This is a genomic window from Solwaraspora sp. WMMA2056 (genome assembly GCF_030345095.1).
Classification (GTDB): Bacteria; Actinomycetota; Actinomycetes; order Mycobacteriales; family Micromonosporaceae; genus Micromonospora_E.
Genome location: NZ_CP128360.1, coordinates 5,763,126 through 5,779,129 on the forward strand (window position 1 = coordinate 5,763,126; position 16,004 = coordinate 5,779,129).

Sequence of the window (16,004 nt, forward strand, 5' to 3'; positions counted from 1 at the left end):
TCATGTTGCCGGGGCGGCCGCGACTACGCGGCGTGTGTTATCGCTCCGTGACCATTCGAGTTGCCTTCCGACACACAGCCCCGCCTAAAGTGGCGGGACGGTCGTGAGGTGGCCTCGCCGATCGCCGGCACAGGGGACGGTGCATGACAGGACGGAGCTCGACGGTGACGACCAGTGAACCTCTCATCGTGCTCAGTGGGGTCAACAAGTGGTTCGGCCCGCTGCACGTCCTCGACGATGTCGACCTGTCGGTCCACCGGGGCGAGGTCGTGGTGGTGATCGGCCCGTCGGGTTCCGGCAAGTCCACGCTGTGCCGGGCGATCAACCGGCTGGAGCCGATCAACTCCGGCACGATCCTGTTCGACGGTCGACCGCTGCCGGCCGAGGGCCGCGCGTTGGCCCGGCTGCGCAGCGAGGTCGGCATGGTGTTCCAGTCGTTCAACCTCTTCGCGCACAAGACGATCCTGGAGAACGTCACGCTCGGTCCGGTCAAGGTGCGCCGGGAGAAGCCGGCGGCGGTCCGGGAACGTGCCCTGCAGTTGCTCGACCGGGTCGGCATCGCCAACCAGGCCGACAAGTACCCGGCGCAGCTCTCCGGCGGCCAGCAGCAGCGGGCGGCGATCGCCCGGGCGTTGGCGATGCAGCCGAAGGCGATGCTGTTCGACGAGCCGACCAGTGCCCTCGACCCGGAGATGGTCGGCGAGGTGCTGGACGTGATGACCTCACTCGCGGCGGAGGGGATGACGATGGTCGTCGTCACCCACGAGATGGGCTTCGCCCGGCACGCCGCGAACCGGGTGATCTTCATGGCCGACGGCCAACTGGTCGAGGACGCCCCGCCGACGGAGTTCTTCGCCAACCCGCGTAGTGACCGCGCCAAGGACTTCCTGTCGAAGATCCTCACGCACTGACACCGCTTCCGGACATGTTTCATCCATCGTGGAGTCGGCCGCGATCCGGCGGGCTTCCCATCGAAAAGGAGATCACCGAGCAATGCGTATGTCACGTGTAGCGGCGGTAGCCGCCGCAGCCGCCCTGGCGCTGTCCGTGGCCGCCTGCGGCGACAACAGCGACGGTACGGGCAGTGAGAACCCTGATGTGGCGACGCCGACGTTCGAGGCCGGCACCACCATGGCCCGGCTCAGCGAAGCCGGAAAGATCACCGTCGGCACCAAGTTCGACCAGCCCGGCTTCGGCCTGCTCGGCCTCGACGGCAAGCCGGCCGGTTTCGACGTCGAGATCGCCAAGCTGATCGCGGCCGAGCTGGGCATCGAGGCCGACGACATCGAGTACGTGGAGGCTCCGTCGGCCGTCCGCGAGGAGGTCATCGAGCAGGGCCGAGTCGACATCGTGGTCGCCACCTACACGATCAACGACGCCCGCAAGGAGCGGATCGACTTCGCCGGCCCGTACTACGTCGCCGGCCAGCACATCATGGTCGGCGCCGACGACGACTCGATCACCGGACCGGAGTCGTTCGAGGCCGGCGACAAGAAGGTCTGCTCGGTGCAGGGCTCCACCCCGGCGGAGAACATTCAGGAGTACCTGGCCAACGCCGGGGAGCAGCTGGTGCTCTTCGACGTCTACGACAAGTGCGTCGAGGCGCTGCGTGGCGGTCAGGTCGACGCGGTCACCACGGACAACGTGATCCTGCTCGGCTTCATCGCCGAGAACGAGGGCGAGTTCAAGCTGGCCGGTGAGCAGTTCACCGAGGAGCCGTACGGCATCGGGGTCGCCAAGGGTGACGACGCGTTCCGCGACTTCATCAACGACACCCTGGAGAAGATCTACGAGGACGGTTCATACGCGCAGGCGTGGGAGTCCACCGCGGGCGCGTTCGACGACAACACCCCGACCGGCCCGGCCGTCGACCGCTACTGACGACCGACCCGGTCACACCTGACCGATCGCGGCCGGCCCGGGGGCCATCTCGGCCCGGGTCGGCCGCCCGGCACCGGCCGGCCCGGGCCTCCTTGGTCCCCGGGTCGGCCGCCAGGCACCGGCCGGCAACCCCGGCGCACGCTTCGCAGGAAGGGTCCACCGCGTGAGAGTGCTCGTCGACCACTTCGACGTGTTCGTCGGAGGTTTCTGGCTCACCCTTCAGCTGTGCGTGCTCTCCGCGACCGGCGCGCTGCTGATCGGTACGTTCATCGCGATCCTGCGGATCTCCCCGGTGCCACCGCTGCGCTGGCTCGGCGGGGCGTACGTCACCGTCTTCCGCAACGTGCCGCTGACCATCGTGATGTTCTTCTCCGCCTTCGGCCTGCCTGCGCTCGGCTCCAACGCCGACTTTCTGCGGATTCCGGGGCTGAGCACGATCTTCAGCCGGCTCGGCATCGACCTGCCGTACTTCCGGTTCGCGGTGATCGCGCTCAGCGTGTACACCGGCGCGTTCGTCTGCGAGGCGCTGCGCAGCGGGATCAACGCGGTGCCGCCGGGGCAGGCCGAGGCCGCCCGGGCCATCGGGCTGACCTTCACCCAGAACCTGCGGCACGTCGTGCTGCCGCAGGCGTGGAAGGCGGCGATCGTTCCGCTCGGCAGCGTGATCATCGCGATGATCAAGAACTCGGCGCTCGCCGGCTTCTTCGGCGTCGTCGGTGACCTGTCGAACTCGGCGCAGAACCTGACCAGCGCGCTGGGTGAGCCGATCATCCCGGTCTTCGTCGGCATCTCGATCGGCTTCCTGATCATGACCGTGCCGCTGGGGATGCTGCTCGACCGGGTCGAGGCCCGCCGGGCGGTGGCCCGGTGAGCACCGTCGACGGCGGCCGGCCCACGGTCGCGTACCAGGGACCGGGCCACATGAGCGAAGGATGGGCAGCGTGAGCCAGCAGAGCGTGCTGTACGACGCCCCCGGGCCACGCGCCCGGTTGGTCACCCTGATCGTCAGTGTGCTGTCGGCGGTCGCGGCTGCCGTCGCGGCGTACTTCCTGGTCTACCGGCCGCTCGCGGCCCGGGACCAGTTCACCATGGACAAGTGGGGTCCGCTGGTCGACCCCGGCAACGAGGTGTTCAGCCAGGTCTGGTCGCTGCTCGGGCAGGGCATCCGGGCCACGCTGACCGCCGCCGGGCTGGCGATCGTGCTGTCGCTGCTGTTCGGCACCGCGCTGGCGGTGCTGCGGATCCAGCTCAAGGCGCTGATGCGGCGCCGATTCGTCGGTCTCGCCGCCCCGCTGGCGATCGCGGTACGGGCGGCGAGCTGGGTGCTCAACGGGGTGACGCGGTTCTGCGTCGAGGTGTTCCGCGGCCTGCCGGTGGTCATCACGATCTTCTTCGTGGCGCGCGGCCTGCCGGAGCTGGGGCTGGAGATCACCCTGCCGTTCGGCCACGAGATGCTGCCGTACCTGGTGCTGGGCCTGACGATCTACAACGGCGTGGTGATCGGTGAGATCGTGCGCTCCGGGATGGAGGGGCTGCCCTCGGGACAGCGGGAGGCCGCCGCCGCGATCGGGTTGACCTCGTTCCAGACCACCTGGATGATCCTGCTGCCACAGGCGTTCCGGATCATGCTGCCGGCGCTGATCAGCCAGCTGATCGTGGTGCTCAAGGACACCTCGCTGGGCTTCATCATCGGCTACCAGGAGACGCTGCTGATGGGCCGGACGATCATCCAGAACCTGCGCAACCCTATCCAGGTGTACATCGTGATCGGGGTGCTGTTCATCGCGGTCAACTACGCGCTGTCCAAGCTGGCCGAGTTCGTTCAGCGAACCCTGGCCAGGGGGCGGCGTACCGCCGCGACTCCGCCGGCGGCGCCGCCACCGTCGACGACGGCGGCGGCCGGCCAGCAGCCAGGTACCCCCGCCGGTGGCGCGACGGCGGCAGCCACCCCCACCCCCTGAGACCCCCTGAGACCGCCCCCTGCCCCCTGCCCCCTGCCCATGATCGCGGCGATCTTGCACTTATCGACGGACAAACGCGACATTTGCTCTCGATAACTGCAAGATCGTCGAGGGAAGGGCGGGCGGGAGTAGGGGGCCGGGACAGGGCGGGGTTGTCAGCGGGCGATCTCGGTGACCCGTGACTCCCGGACGACCGTGACCCGGATCTGCCCCGGGTAGGTCAGTTCCTCCTCGACCTGCTTGGCCACGTCGCGGGCGAGCACCGCCGCCCCGATGTCGTCGACGTCGTCGGGCTTGACCATCACCCGGATCTCCCGGCCGGCCTGCATGGCGAAGACCTTCTCGACACCGACCTTGCCGGCGGCGATCTCCTCGATCCGCTCCAGCCGCTTGACGTACGCTTCGAGGCTTTCTCGCCGGGCACCCGGGCGCCCACCGGAGCAGGCGTCGGAAGCCTGGGTGAGGACCGCTTCGATGGTCTGCGGCAGCACCTCGTTGTGGTGGGCCTCGATCGCGTGGACGACGTCCTCGGTCTCCCCGTACTTGCGGGCGACGTCGGCGCCGATCAGCGCGTGGCTGCCCTCGACCTCGTGGGTCAGCGCCTTGCCGATGTCGTGCAGGAACGCGCAGCGCTTGATCAGGGGCACGTCCAACCGCAGCTCGGCGGCCATCACTCCGGCGATGTGGGCAGTCTCGACCAGGTGCTTGAGCACGTTCTGGCCGTACGAGGTGCGGTAGCGCAGCCGACCGAGGAGGGTGACCAGCTCCGGGTGGATCTCGGTGATACCCACGTCGACGAGGGCGTCCTCGGCCGCGCGGTGGCACAGCTGCTCGACCTCGCTGCGGGCGGTGTCGAAGACCTCCTCGATCCGGTGCGGGTGGATCCGGCCGTCGAGGACCAGCTTCTCCAGGGTCAGCCGGCCGATCTCCCGGCGCACCGGGTCGAAGCAGGACAGCAGGACGGCTTCCGGTGTGTCGTCGATGATGAGGTTGACCCCGGTGACGGACTCGAACGCCCGGATGTTGCGCCCCTCGCGGCCGATGATGCGGCCCTTCATCTCGTCGCCGGGCAGGTGCAGCACACTGACCACGCTCTCGGCGGTCTGTTCACTGGCCACCCGTTGGATGGCGTCGACCACGATGTGCCGGGCCCGCTGGTCGGCGGTGGCGCGGGCATCGGATTCGATGTCGCGGACCAGGATCGCCGCTTCCCGTTTGGCCTGGCTCTCGATCGCCTCGACGAGCTCGCCACGGGCCGCCTCGGATGTCAGCCCGGCGACCCGTTCCAGTTCGCGCTGCCACCGCTCCTCGGCGGCGGCCAGGTCGGCCTCGCGGGCGACCAGGGCGGCCTTGCGCTGCGCCAACTCGGCGGCGGTGGCGCTGAGCCGCCGGTCCCGCTCGGCGACCCGGTCGGCCTCCTCGGCGTGCAGCCGTTCCCGCTCGTCCATCCGCTGCGTGCGACGGTCCAGCTCCACCGACTGTTCCTTCACGGTACGGGAGAGCATCGCGATCTCCCGTTCGCCGCTACGGCGGGCCGCCGCCCGTACCTGCTCGGCCTCGGACTCGGCCTGCCGGTGTGCCCGTTCCAGGATGGTGTCGGCCTCGGCGCGGGCCGCGTCGAGCACCCGCCGGGCTTCGGCGCGGGCGGCGATCGCCTCGGCCTTGGCGGCGGCGGCGTCCGTCCGGGCCGCCGCAGCGGCGGACTTGGCCTGCTCGACGGCGGAGGAGGCCTCGTCGGCGGCGGTACGCAGTGCGGCCAGCGACTGTTCCTGCCGGTCCCGGGCGGCGACGAAGGCCGGGTCGTCCTCGGCCGGCGGCGCCGGCGGCGCCGTGAGAGTGAGTCGGCGCAGGGTGCGCACACCGATGGCCAGGCCGGCGAAGACGACACCGGCGAGCAGGACGACGATGGCGAACAGCGCCCACTCCAGCCCGGTCATGCCGGACCTCCGGGCACGCTGGCACCCATGTCTTCCGCTGCCCTACGCTGCGCCACGCCCGCCTCCAGTCCGCCGTCGGCTACCCGGAGGTCTGTCGCTCCGGCCCGGCCACGGCTATGGGAACACCCGACCGTGGCGGCTGACCATCGACCAGACGGCACCTCGCGGTGCCTCGTCACGGCAGGCGAGAGCCGCTGTGACGAGCCATGGTCACCGGACCGGCCTGTCCGGTAACGACGTATCTGGCTACTGAGCTGTTGCGAAGTGATGCCGTACCGTTATGCGATCTATGTTGTGCGGTTAGCCTGCGACGGATCGGTTGTTCGTCTGTAACGCGAGGCTAGGTCGCGAGGGGCCGTTCGGTCAAGAACTCATGATCCGGGTGACAGCAGAACGTAGGGCAGCGGCGCGCTCACTCGCAGCTGATCGCACTCAGGATGCGGCGGGATGAGTCGGAAATTTGGCACATCCTGCGGGGGACGATGTCCCGTCACGTGGACCAGGACTGCCCAGCATCCGGGTCTGGAAGGTCACCGATCAGCGCATCCTCCGCCACCGTGTCGGTGAACTCCGCCGCTTCGGCCGACTTTGCGGCGAGCGCGTCGCGCACCACCGGCACCGCCACGCCCGCCGGGTAGCCCTTACGGGCGAGCATCGCGACGAGCCGCCGGAACAACACGTCGGGCGCGCCCCGAGCGGCCCGCAGCTTGCGGGCGACCAGTTCCTCGGCGGTCGCCCGCTCGGTCTGCTCGTCGAGCCCGTCGAGCGCGTCCCGGGCCACCTGCGGATCCACGCCGCGCTGGCGCAGCTCGACAGCGAGATTGCGCCGGGCCAGGCCGCGGCCGTGGTGCCGGCTGCTCACCCAGGCACGGGCGAACGCGGCGTCGTCGATCATCCCGACCTCGTCGTAGCGGTCCAGGACAGCTCCGGCCGTCTCGTCGGAGATGCCCCGACGTCGCAGTGCCGCCGCGAGCTCGGCCCGGGTACGCGGGCGTACGGCGAGCTGGCGCAGGCAGATGTCCCGGGCCCGCTGTGCCTCGTCCGGTGGCTCGCCGCCGGCACCGGCGCTGGCCCCGGCCCGGACGGTGCCTGAGTCGCCCCGGCCGGCACCCGGACGATCCGGGCCGCTGCCCGGGCTGATCGGATCGTCGTCGGAACCGTCGGCCGGCGGCCGGCCGGCGGCACGACGGGGACGGGGTGGAGCCGCGTCCCAGCCCCGCCCCGTCCGTGCGCCTCGGCGCCGCCCCGCCATGTGGGTCAGAAGTCGACCGGCGGCAACTCAGGCCCGCCGGCTTCGTCGGCACCGAGCACCCCGACGCCCAGCTTCTCCAGGATCTTCTTCTCGATCTCGGCGGCCACGTCCGGGTTCTCCCGGAGGAACTCGCGGGCCTTCTCCTTGCCCTGGCCGAGCTGGTCGCCGTCGTAGGTGTACCAGGCGCCGGACTTACGGATGATCGACTGCTCCACCCCGACGTCGATCAGCGAGCCCTCCCGGGAGATGCCCTTGCCGTACATGATGTCGAACTCGGCCTGCTTGAACGGTGCGGAGACCTTGTTCTTCACGACCTTGACCCGGGTCCGGTTGCCGACGATGTCGGTGCCGTCCTTGAGGCTCTCGATCCGGCGCACGTCCAGCCGCACCGAGGCGTAGAACTTCAGCGCCCGGCCACCGGTGGTGGTCTCCGGGGAGCCGAACATCACACCGATCTTCTCCCGGAGCTGGTTGATGAAGATCGCGGTGGTCCCGGTGCTGTTCAACACACCGGTGATCTTGCGCAGCGCCTGGCTCATCAGCCGGGCCTGCAGACCGACGTGGCTGTCGCCCATCTCCCCCTCGATCTCGGCGCGCGGCACCAGCGCCGCGACCGAGTCGATGACGACGATGTCCAACGCGCCGGAGCGGATCAGCATGTCGGCGATCTCCAGCGCCTGCTCACCGGTGTCCGGCTGGGAGACCAGCATCGCGTCGGTGTCCACGCCGAGTGCCTTGGCGTACTCCGGGTCGAGGGCGTGCTCGGCGTCGATGAACGCCGCGATGCCACCGGCCCGCTGGGCGTTGGCCACCGCGTGCAGGGCGACCGTGGTCTTACCGCTGCTCTCCGGCCCGTAGATCTCCACCACCCGGCCACGGGGCAGGCCGCCGACGCCGAGGGCCACGTCGAGGGCGATGGACCCGGTCGGGATCACCGCGGTCTGGATCACCGGCCGCTCGCCCAGCCGCATCACCGAACCCTTGCCGAACTGCTTGTCGATCTGGGCCAGCGCCAGATCGAGCGCCTTTTCCTTGTCTGGCAATGCCGCCATTGCTGCCACCCCTACGTTCGCCGACTTCCCAGGCGTCCTGGCCGAGCTTCTCGTCACACGGGTCACGCTAGGCGCTGGGTCCGACAGAGAACAGCCGACTGGCCGCAGCCTGTGGACGAGCACCTCGCTGTGGACAATAGCCGAACAGGTGTACGACTGGACCAGCGGACACGCCGATGAATTTCACACCGGAATGCAGTCAACCAAACACTTGAAGTCATCTATTACCGAGAGCGCATGAATGAACGACGACGGGTGACCGAAACAGTGGCCCGCTCGTCTCGTCCGGACCGGATCGCCGTGTCGGCCCGCTCACCGTAACCGGGCAGGCACCCGGTCCGGATAGGCGGCGCAGACCGCCCGCCAGACCACCGCGGTCTCCTCACCGGCCGCGAGCGCCTGCGCGATGGTACGCCCACCCAACTGGGCCAGCACCTGGTCCGCAGCGATGCTGCGGGCGTACGCCGGCCCGAAGACCTCGTCCAGCCGTCCCCAGAAGTCCGTCAGCCGCATCCCGCGCCCCTCCCCCATCGTCGTACCGCGACCCGCACGTCGTACCGCTGCGCCCGGTCAGCCCGGCCGCCCGGCGGGCCGTGCCGCCGGGGCCGGGCGCAGCGCCAGAGCCAGCAGCGGCACGGTGGCCACCGCGGCCAGAATCGTCAGTACACCGAAACTGCCCAGTCCCACGATGACGCCGCTGACCGCGCCGGCCGCCGCGCCGGCCAGCCCCATCGCCAGATCGGACAGGCCCTGCACCGACGGCCGTACGTCGGCCGGTACCGACTCCGACAGCAACGTCGAACCGGCCACCATCGTGCCCGACCAGCCCAGGCCGAGCAGCACCAGCCCGATCACCAGCCGCAGGGTGTCGTGACCGGCGGTCCCGGCGACCGCGCACGCGGCCAGCAGCAGCCCGACCCCACCCAGGATGACCGGCCGGCGACCGGCCCGGTCGGTCAGCCAGCCCACCACCGGCGCGAACGCGTACATCCCGGCGATGTGCAGGCTCAGCACCAGGCCAACGACCTGCAGCAGGTCGTCGCCGACGTGTGCGTAGCCGAGGTGCACCGGTGTCATCGCCATCACGCCGACCATGACCAGGTGCCCGACCGCCACGGCGGCGATGCCGAGCCGGGCGGTGGGCCGGGCGGCGATCACCGCGAACGCCGCCCGCAGCCCCCGCCCCGGCGGCACGGCGGGACCGGGCGTGGCGGGACCGGACGTGGCAGGACCGGACGCGGCAGGACCGGACGCGGCGGTGGGTGCCCCGTCGTCAGGGCCGGGTACGGCAGCCGGTGGCCCGGCGGCCAGTCGCCTGGCGAGCAGCAGCGGATCCGGACGCAGCAGCAGCCAGACGAGGCCGGCGGCGAGCAGGAACGCCAGCGTGCTGAAGGCGAACGGGCCGGACAGCGGGGTCAACCCGACCTCGATGCCCGCCTGGTCGGCAAGCCCCGCGAGGTTCGGTGCGGTGACCGCGCCGATCGTCGTCGCCCACACCACCAGGGAGAGCTGCCGGCCCCTGCGGTGCGGCTCGGCGAGGTCGACGGCGGCGTACCGGGCCTGGAGTCCGGCCGTGCTCGCCCCGCCGAACAGCAGCATCCCGGCGAAGAGCAACGGCACCCAGCCGAGCGCGGCGGCGACCACGACCACTACGCCACCGACGGCGCCGACCAGGTAGGCCAGCGCCAGGCCGGGGCGACGCCCGTACCGGTTCATGATGCCCACCACGGGTACGGCGAGCAGCGCCCCACCGACCACGGCGGCGCTCTGCGCCAACCCGGAGACGGTCACGCCGCCGAGGCGGGCCGCGAGCAGACCGCCCACCGCGATGCCGATGGTGATCCCGATTCCGCCGATCACCTGGGTGCCGGCCAGCAGTCGCAGGGTGCGCCGCTGCACCCGGGCGGTGTCGACCGGCGGTGGGCCGGTCACCATGGGCGACGCGGTCGAGGAGATCATCACGGATGTCCCCGGGTCAGCAGCCGCCCGGCGACGGTGAGGTCGGCGACCAGCCCCCGGTAGGCGACGTCGCGGTCGTCGGCCCGCAGCACGGCCGAGGGGTGGATGGTGGCCACCAGCTCGGCCGGCGCGTCCGGGAAGTCCCCGACCCGCTGGGCCGAGTCCGGCCAGGGCATCGGCACCCCACGCGAACGGGTGACCCGGAAGGACGGACCGAGCAGGGCCTGCCCGGCGGTCGCGCCGAGCACCACGATCACGCGCGGACGCAGCTTCGCGAACTCCGCGACCAGCCAGGGTCGGCAGGCGGCGATGTGCACCCGGTCCGGCGTCTGATGGATCCGCCGTCGACCGCGCAGCTCGAACCGGAAGTGTTTGACCGCGTTGGTCAGGTAGATCTGGTCGACCGGGATCGCCGCGTCGTCGACCGCGCGGCGCAGCAACCGGCCGGCCGGGCCGACGAACGGCAGACCCTGCTGGTCCTCGACGTCGCCGGGCTGTTCGCCGACCATCACCACCCGGGCGTCGGGCGCGCCCCGGCCGAAGACCATTTGGCTGGCGTCCCGGTGCAGTTCGCAGCCCCGGCAACCGGCGGCGGCGCTGCGCAGGGCGGCGAGGTCGGCGGCGTCCGTGGGAACGTAGCGGTCCGCGCCCGTCGTGGTCTGCTGTGTGGTCACCGGACCTTCATACCGCTCCGACCTCACCGCCCGACACCCGGCCTGTGCGCCGGTGTACGGACCTGCCCGACTGTGGCCGCCTGTGCGATCGCGGCCGCCAGTGCGGGGACGGCCGGGTCGTCGAGGCTGCTGACCGTGACCCGGATGCCGGGCGCGCTGCGCAGCCGGTGCCGCGAACCCGGGGAGACGCAGTAGCCGGCGGCGTGCAGGGTGGTGACGGCGTGCAGCTCGTCGGGGACGGGGATCCACACGTTCAACCCGCTGTCGCCGTGGCTGGCGACGCCGAGCCGGGTCAGCGTGGCGCGCAGTGTTTGCCGGCGGTGCCGGTACGCCGTACCGGCCGCCGCCACCGTCGCGGCGACCTCGCGGTCGCGCCACAGCTCGGCGAGCAGCCGCTGCAGCACGGTGGAGACCCAGCCGGCGCCGATGCGGGCCCGGCCGACGACCCGGCCGACGGTGGCCTCGTCGCCAGCGAGCACCGCCACCCGCAGGTCTGGCCCGTACGGTTTGCTGGCCGAGCGGAGGAAGGCCCACCGCCGGCTGGCCCCGGCCAGCACCTGCGGCGCGGCGTCGGAGAGCTCGGCGGCGTGGTCGTCCTCGATGAGCAGGACGTCCGGGCCGGACCGCAGGGTGGCGCGCAGAGCCGCCGCCCGGTGCGGGCCGAGGACCGCGCCGGTCGGGTTCTGGGCGCGGGTGGTGACCACGACGGCGGCCGCGCCGGCGGTCAGTGCCTGACGCAGGCCGGCGTCGGTCGGGCCGGAGTCGTCGACCGGCATCGGCACCGCGGTGAGGCCGAGGGCGGCGACCAGGTCGAGCAGGTCCGCCCAGCCGGGGTCCTCCACCGCCACCCGGTCGCCCGGCCGCAGGTGGCTGGTCAGGAGGCGTTCCAGGCCGTCGAGGGCACCGCTGGTGAGGGTGAGGGCTCCGGGCGGCAGGCCGACCTCGGCGAGGCGCTCGGTGGCCAGCGCGGTGACTTCGGGGAGTACGCCGGCGTCGGCGTAGCCGGCGGTGGCACCGTCGCCGGCCAGTTTCCGGGCCACCTCGGCCAGCGGTCCGGCGAGGCCGGGCAGCAGTCGGCGGTCGGGTTCGCCGGTGGACAGGTCGAGCCCGCCGGGTGGTGGGCCGGGTCGTGGGGCGGACCGGGGTCCGGCGACCGGCGGCCGGGGCCGGATCCGGGTGCCGCGGCGACCGGCGGCGTCGACGATGCCGCGGTGCCGCAGTGTCTGGTACGCCCGGGCGACCGTGGCGGGGCTGACCCCGAGCGCGGCGGCCAGGCTCCGGACCGCCGGCAGCGGGTCGCCGGCGGCAAGTTCGCCGGTACGTACGCCCGCTTCGACGCTGGCGGCGATCTCGATGGCGGTGGATCCGCTCGGCTGATAACGTACTGCCACAGTCTGAAGATTGTACTAGTACGAAATCGGAGCAGCCGATGTACCCCCGTACCGCCCGCACCACGGCAGCCCGCGACCGCGACCGGATCAGCTATGAACGCCACGCCGCCCACCGGATCCTGGACGAGGCGTACCACTGCTGCCTGACGTTCGTCGTCGACGGCGCGCCACGCGCCCTGCCCACCCTGCACGTCCGCGTCGACGAAACGCTCTACCTGCACGGATCCACCGGTAGCACGCCGCTGCTCGCCGCCCGAGGGCCCGACGGGCTGGCGGTCTGCGTGGCGGTCACCCTGCTCGACGGGCTGGTCTACGCCCGGTCCCAGTTCCACCACAGCGCCAACTACCGGTCCGTGGTGGTGCACGGCACCGCCCGGCTGGTCACCGACCCCGACGACAAGCGCCGGGCGCTCGACGCCCTGGTCGACAAGGTCGGTCCCGGTCGCAGCGCCGACGCCCGACCGCCGAGTCGCAAGGAACTCGCCGAGACGGCGGTCCTCGCCGTCGGCCTCGACGAGGTGTCGGTGAAGTCGCGCAGCGGCGCGCCGATCGACGACCCGGCCGACCTGGCACTGCCCTACTGGGCCGGGGTGGTGCCGCTGCGTACCGTCGCCGACCCGGCGCAGCCGGCGCCCGGGGTCACCGGCCCGACCCCGGCGTACCTGCCCGGCGTCGCGCCCGAGCCGGCCGCCGTCCCGGCCGCTGAACCGCCCACCGTGCCGCAGGACACACCGTGACCAGCGACAAAACCGCTCGCCCCGGAGCCCGGCGGTAGACGAGGATGGCCGGCGTGCTGGGCATCACCGACATCTGGACCTACGTCCTCGGTACCGTGGCGATCATCCTGCTGCCGGGACCGAACTCGCTGTTCGTTCTCTCCACCGCCGCACGTCGGGGCGTACGCTACGGCTACCGGGCCGCCGGGGGTGTGTTCCTCGGTGACACGGTGCTGATGGTGCTCTCCGCCGCCGGGGTCGCCTCGCTGCTCAAGACCCACCCGACCCTCTTCACGGTGATCAAGTACGCGGGGGCGGGATACCTCACGTACGTCGGATTCACGATGCTGCGGGGGGCCTGGCGACGGTGGCGTCGACGCGACGACCCGCAGGCGCCCCGACTGGTGGACGCCGCCGAGCCGGCCGCGGTCCGGCACCCGTTCCGCCGGGCGACCGTGATCAGCCTGCTCAACCCGAAGGCGATCCTGTTCTTCGTGTCGTTCTTCATCCAGTTCGTCGACCCGGCCTACCCGTACCCGGCGCTGTCGTTCCTGCTGCTCGGCCTGATCGCACAACTGTTCAGCGTGGTCTACCTGACCGTGCTGATCTTCACCGGCACGTACCTGGCGATGCAGTTCCGCCAGCGACGCCGGCTCGCCGCCGCCGTCACCAGCGGCATCGGCGCGCTCTTCCTCGGTTTCGGCGTCAAACTCGCCACCGCCAGCGCCGGCGCGGCCTGACGACCCACGGTGCCGGCGGGTTCAGCGCAGCCGACGCCCCCGGGCGGCGGTGTCCGTCTCGTCGTCGAACTCGCCGATGACCTCCTCCAACAGGTCCTCCAACGCCACGAACCCGACCGGCCGGTCGGCGCCCGCACCGTTGGTGACCAACGCCAGCTGGACCTGGTCGGCGCGCATCGCGGCGACGGCCTCGGTCACCGTGGCGGTCGCCGGCAAGGTGAACGGCCGGCTCATCAGGGTCTCCGCCGTCGCGGCCCCACCGCCGGCGTTGGCCAGCACCGCGTCCCGTACGTGCACGATGCCGATCAGGTCACCGGCGTCGCCGGCGACGACCAGCCGGGACCGCCCGCTGCCCCGCGACGCCGACTCGACCTGATCTGCGGAGTCCGTGCGGGCCACGGCGACGACCTGCTCCACCGGCTGCATCACGTCGCGCACCGTGATCCGCTCCAGCTGGAGCATCTTCGCCAGCAGTTCATGCTGGTCGGGCGGGAGCAGCCCGTGTTCGCGGGACTGCTCCAGCAGGATCCGCAGCTCCTCCGGGCCGTGCACCTGGGCCAGCTGGTCCTGCGGCTCGACCCGGAACACCCGCAGTACGGCGTTGGCGATCGCGTTCAATCCGAACAGGATCGGCCGGGAGACCCGGGCGAAGGCCCGGAACGGCAGGGCCAGCAGCAACGCCGACCGCTCGGGATGGGTGATCGCCCACGACTTCGGGGCCATCTCCCCCACCACCAGGTGCAGGAAGACCACCAGCGCCAGGGCGAACAGGAACGCGATCAGGTGACTGGCGGCGTACGGCAGGCCGGCCGCCTCCAGCCAGGGCGCGACCAGCCGCTCGACCGCCGGCTCGGCCAGCGCCCCCAGCCCGAGGGTGCAGACCGTGATGCCGAGCTGGGCCCCGGCGAGCATCAACGACAGCTCCCGGGAGCCGTCGACGGCGGCCCGCGCCGCCCGCGACCCGGTCGCCGCCGCCTGCTCCAGCCGGTACCGCTTGCTGGCCACCAACGCGAACTCGGCGGCCACGAAGAACCCGTTCAGCGCCAGCAGCAGTACGGAGGTCAGCAACGCCCAGCCGGTGCTCATCCGATCACCTCCACCCGGACCGAGTCCGGGACGTGCCGGTCCACGGTCAGCACGTGCAGCACAGCGCGCTGGCCGGCCCGGTGACCGTTGCCGGCGGTCGCCTCGTCGAGGTCGATCGAGATCCGGTCACCGACCTCGGGCACCCGGCCCAGCTCCCGCATCACCAGACCCGAGAGGGTGTCGTACTCCGGGGCGGTCGGCAGACCGATGCCGGTGGTGTCGGCGACCTCGTCGATGCGCCACCGGGCCGGCACCAGCCAGGACCCGTCGGCCTGCCGGGTCGGCGTGGGCTCCTCCGGGTCGTCCTCGTCGCGGATCGGGCCGACCAGCTCCTCGGCGATGTCCTCCAGGCTGATCACCCCGGCGAACCCGCCGTACTCGTCGACCACGCAGGCCAGCTGCCGGTGGCCCTTGCGCAGCCGGTCCAGCACGGCGGGCAGCGGCAGGGTCTCCGGCACCAGCAGCGGCGGGACCATCACGGCGGCGACCGTGGTGCTCGCGCGCTCGGGCGGCGCGACGGTGAGCACGTCGGCGATGCTGGCGATCCCGACGACGTCGTCGACGCCGTCGGAGCCGTGCACGGGGAACCGGGAATGGCCGGTGGCCAGCAGCTCGACCAGGTCGGTGACCGGGGCGTCGACCCGTACGGTGTGCACGTCGACCCGGGGCACCATCGCCTCCCCGGCGGTGAGCTGCCGGAAGTGCAGCCCCCGGTCGAGCAGTGTCGACATCGCCGAGTCGAGGTGCCCCTCCTGGCGTGACTCGGCGATGATCTGGCCGAGGTCCTCGGCGGTGGCACCGCTGGGCAGTTCCTCGATCGGGTCGATGCCGACCCGGCGCAGCAGCCGGTTGGCGGCGATGTCGAACATCCGGATCAGCGGCCCGGCGACCGCGAGGTAGATCAACGTCGACCGGCTCAGTGCCCGGGCCAGCGATTCGGCGCGGGCCAGAGCGAGATTCTTCGGCGCCAGCTCACCGAGGACCATCTGCACCACCGTGGAGATGACCAGTGCGAGGGCGATGGACAGGGTCAGGCTGGCAGCCGCCGGTACGCCGACCCCACCGAGCAGCTCGGACAGGCCGGCACCGAGGTACGGCTCGGCCACGTAGCCGACCAGCAGGGCGGTCACCGTGATGCCCAGCTGGGCACCGGAGAGCATGAACGACAGCCGGCTGGTCACCCGCAGCGCCCGGGCCGCCGCCTGGTCACCCTGGTCGGCCAGGGTCCGCAGCCGGCCCCGGTCGACGGCGACGTACCCGAACTCCTGAGCGACGAAGTAGCCCGTCGCCACGGTCAACACGACGATCAGCAACAGACCGAAAGCGATCAGCACAGGCGACTCAGCGCTCCGCCG

Annotated in this window: 14 protein-coding genes and 1 pseudogene; 6 read left to right on the forward strand and 9 right to left on the reverse strand. The window is 71.7% G+C overall.

From position 1 onward, the window contains the following. Positions 1-143: 143 nt before the first annotated feature. The 4 genes from O7608_RS26070 to O7608_RS26085 all read left to right on the forward strand — a co-directional run bounded on the left by O7608_RS26070 (position 144) and on the right by O7608_RS26085 (position 3,842). Positions 144-911 carry an amino acid ABC transporter ATP-binding protein gene (locus tag O7608_RS26070; RefSeq protein ID WP_289207079.1) on the forward strand — a complete coding sequence of 256 codons (768 nt, stop codon included), beginning with the start codon at positions 144-146 and terminating at the stop codon, positions 909-911. 82 nt (positions 912-993) lie between these two features. After that, the gene (locus tag O7608_RS26075; protein ID WP_289207080.1) at positions 994-1,881 is read left to right on the forward strand and encodes a glutamate ABC transporter substrate-binding protein; all 888 of its coding nucleotides are present in this window, start codon (positions 994-996) and stop codon (positions 1,879-1,881) included. A gap of 163 nt (positions 1,882-2,044) precedes the next feature. Continuing rightward, entirely contained in the window at positions 2,045-2,752 is a 708-nt protein-coding gene (locus tag O7608_RS26080; RefSeq protein ID WP_289207081.1) for an amino acid ABC transporter permease, read from the forward strand. 70 nt (positions 2,753-2,822) lie between these two features. Next, complete coding sequence (locus O7608_RS26085) at positions 2,823-3,842, forward strand: amino acid ABC transporter permease (RefSeq protein WP_289207082.1); 1,020 nt, start codon at positions 2,823-2,825, stop codon at positions 3,840-3,842. 155 nt (positions 3,843-3,997) lie between these two features. On the opposite strand, the gene rny is transcribed toward O7608_RS26085, so the two are convergent. The 7 genes from rny to O7608_RS26120 all read right to left on the reverse strand — a co-directional run bounded on the left by rny (position 3,998) and on the right by O7608_RS26120 (position 12,107). After that, complete coding sequence (gene rny / locus O7608_RS26090; protein ID WP_289207083.1) at positions 3,998-5,779, reverse strand: ribonuclease Y; 1,782 nt, start codon at positions 5,777-5,779, stop codon at positions 3,998-4,000. Between the two features lie 490 nt (positions 5,780-6,269). Next, the gene (locus tag O7608_RS26095; protein WP_289207084.1) at positions 6,270-7,031 is read right to left on the reverse strand and encodes a regulatory protein RecX; all 762 of its coding nucleotides are present in this window, start codon (positions 7,029-7,031) and stop codon (positions 6,270-6,272) included. 5 nt (positions 7,032-7,036) lie between these two features. After that, a complete protein-coding gene (gene recA / locus O7608_RS26100) occupies positions 7,037-8,083 on the reverse strand; it encodes a recombinase RecA (protein ID WP_282226335.1) in 1,047 nt (348 codons plus the stop codon). 312 nt (positions 8,084-8,395) lie between these two features. After that, entirely contained in the window at positions 8,396-8,596 is a 201-nt protein-coding gene (locus O7608_RS26105; RefSeq protein ID WP_289207085.1) for a DUF3046 domain-containing protein, read from the reverse strand. A 57-nt stretch (positions 8,597-8,653) separates the two neighbouring features. Beyond that, positions 8,654-10,042, reverse strand: coding sequence for an MFS transporter (locus O7608_RS26110; RefSeq protein WP_289207086.1), 1,389 nt, complete (start codon positions 10,040-10,042; stop codon positions 8,654-8,656). Next, positions 10,042-10,716, reverse strand: a complete 675-nt coding sequence (locus O7608_RS26115) for a UdgX family uracil-DNA binding protein (RefSeq protein ID WP_289207087.1) — start codon at positions 10,714-10,716, stop codon at positions 10,042-10,044. The genes O7608_RS26110 and O7608_RS26115 overlap by 1 nt, the downstream gene beginning before the upstream one ends. Positions 10,717-10,739: 23 nt before the next feature. Next, positions 10,740-12,107 (reverse strand): aminotransferase class I/II-fold pyridoxal phosphate-dependent enzyme, encoded by a 1,368-nt coding sequence (locus O7608_RS26120; RefSeq protein ID WP_289207088.1) that lies wholly within the window; start codon positions 12,105-12,107, stop codon positions 10,740-10,742. Positions 12,108-12,145: 38 nt separating this feature from the next. Here O7608_RS26120 and O7608_RS26125 point away from each other — a divergent pair. Together O7608_RS26125 and leuE are read left to right on the forward strand one after the other, a co-directional pair. Then, positions 12,146-12,772 (forward strand): annotated as a pseudogene (locus tag O7608_RS26125) (pyridoxamine 5'-phosphate oxidase family protein); the annotation flags it as partial. A gap of 116 nt (positions 12,773-12,888) precedes the next feature. Beyond that, positions 12,889-13,563: a leucine efflux protein LeuE gene (gene leuE / locus O7608_RS26130; RefSeq protein WP_289207089.1), complete on the forward strand. Its 675-nt coding sequence runs from the start codon at positions 12,889-12,891 to the stop codon at positions 13,561-13,563. A 21-nt stretch (positions 13,564-13,584) separates the two neighbouring features. On the opposite strand, the gene O7608_RS26135 is transcribed toward leuE, so the two are convergent. Together O7608_RS26135 and O7608_RS26140 are read right to left on the reverse strand one after the other, a co-directional pair. Continuing rightward, complete coding sequence (locus O7608_RS26135) at positions 13,585-14,649, reverse strand: hemolysin family protein (RefSeq protein WP_289207090.1); 1,065 nt, start codon at positions 14,647-14,649, stop codon at positions 13,585-13,587. Next, on the reverse strand, positions 14,646-15,983 hold the full coding sequence (locus tag O7608_RS26140) for a hemolysin family protein (protein ID WP_289207091.1): 1,338 nt from the start codon (positions 15,981-15,983) through the stop codon (positions 14,646-14,648). The genes O7608_RS26135 and O7608_RS26140 overlap by 4 nt, the downstream gene beginning before the upstream one ends. Between the last annotated feature and the right edge of the window lie 21 nt (positions 15,984-16,004).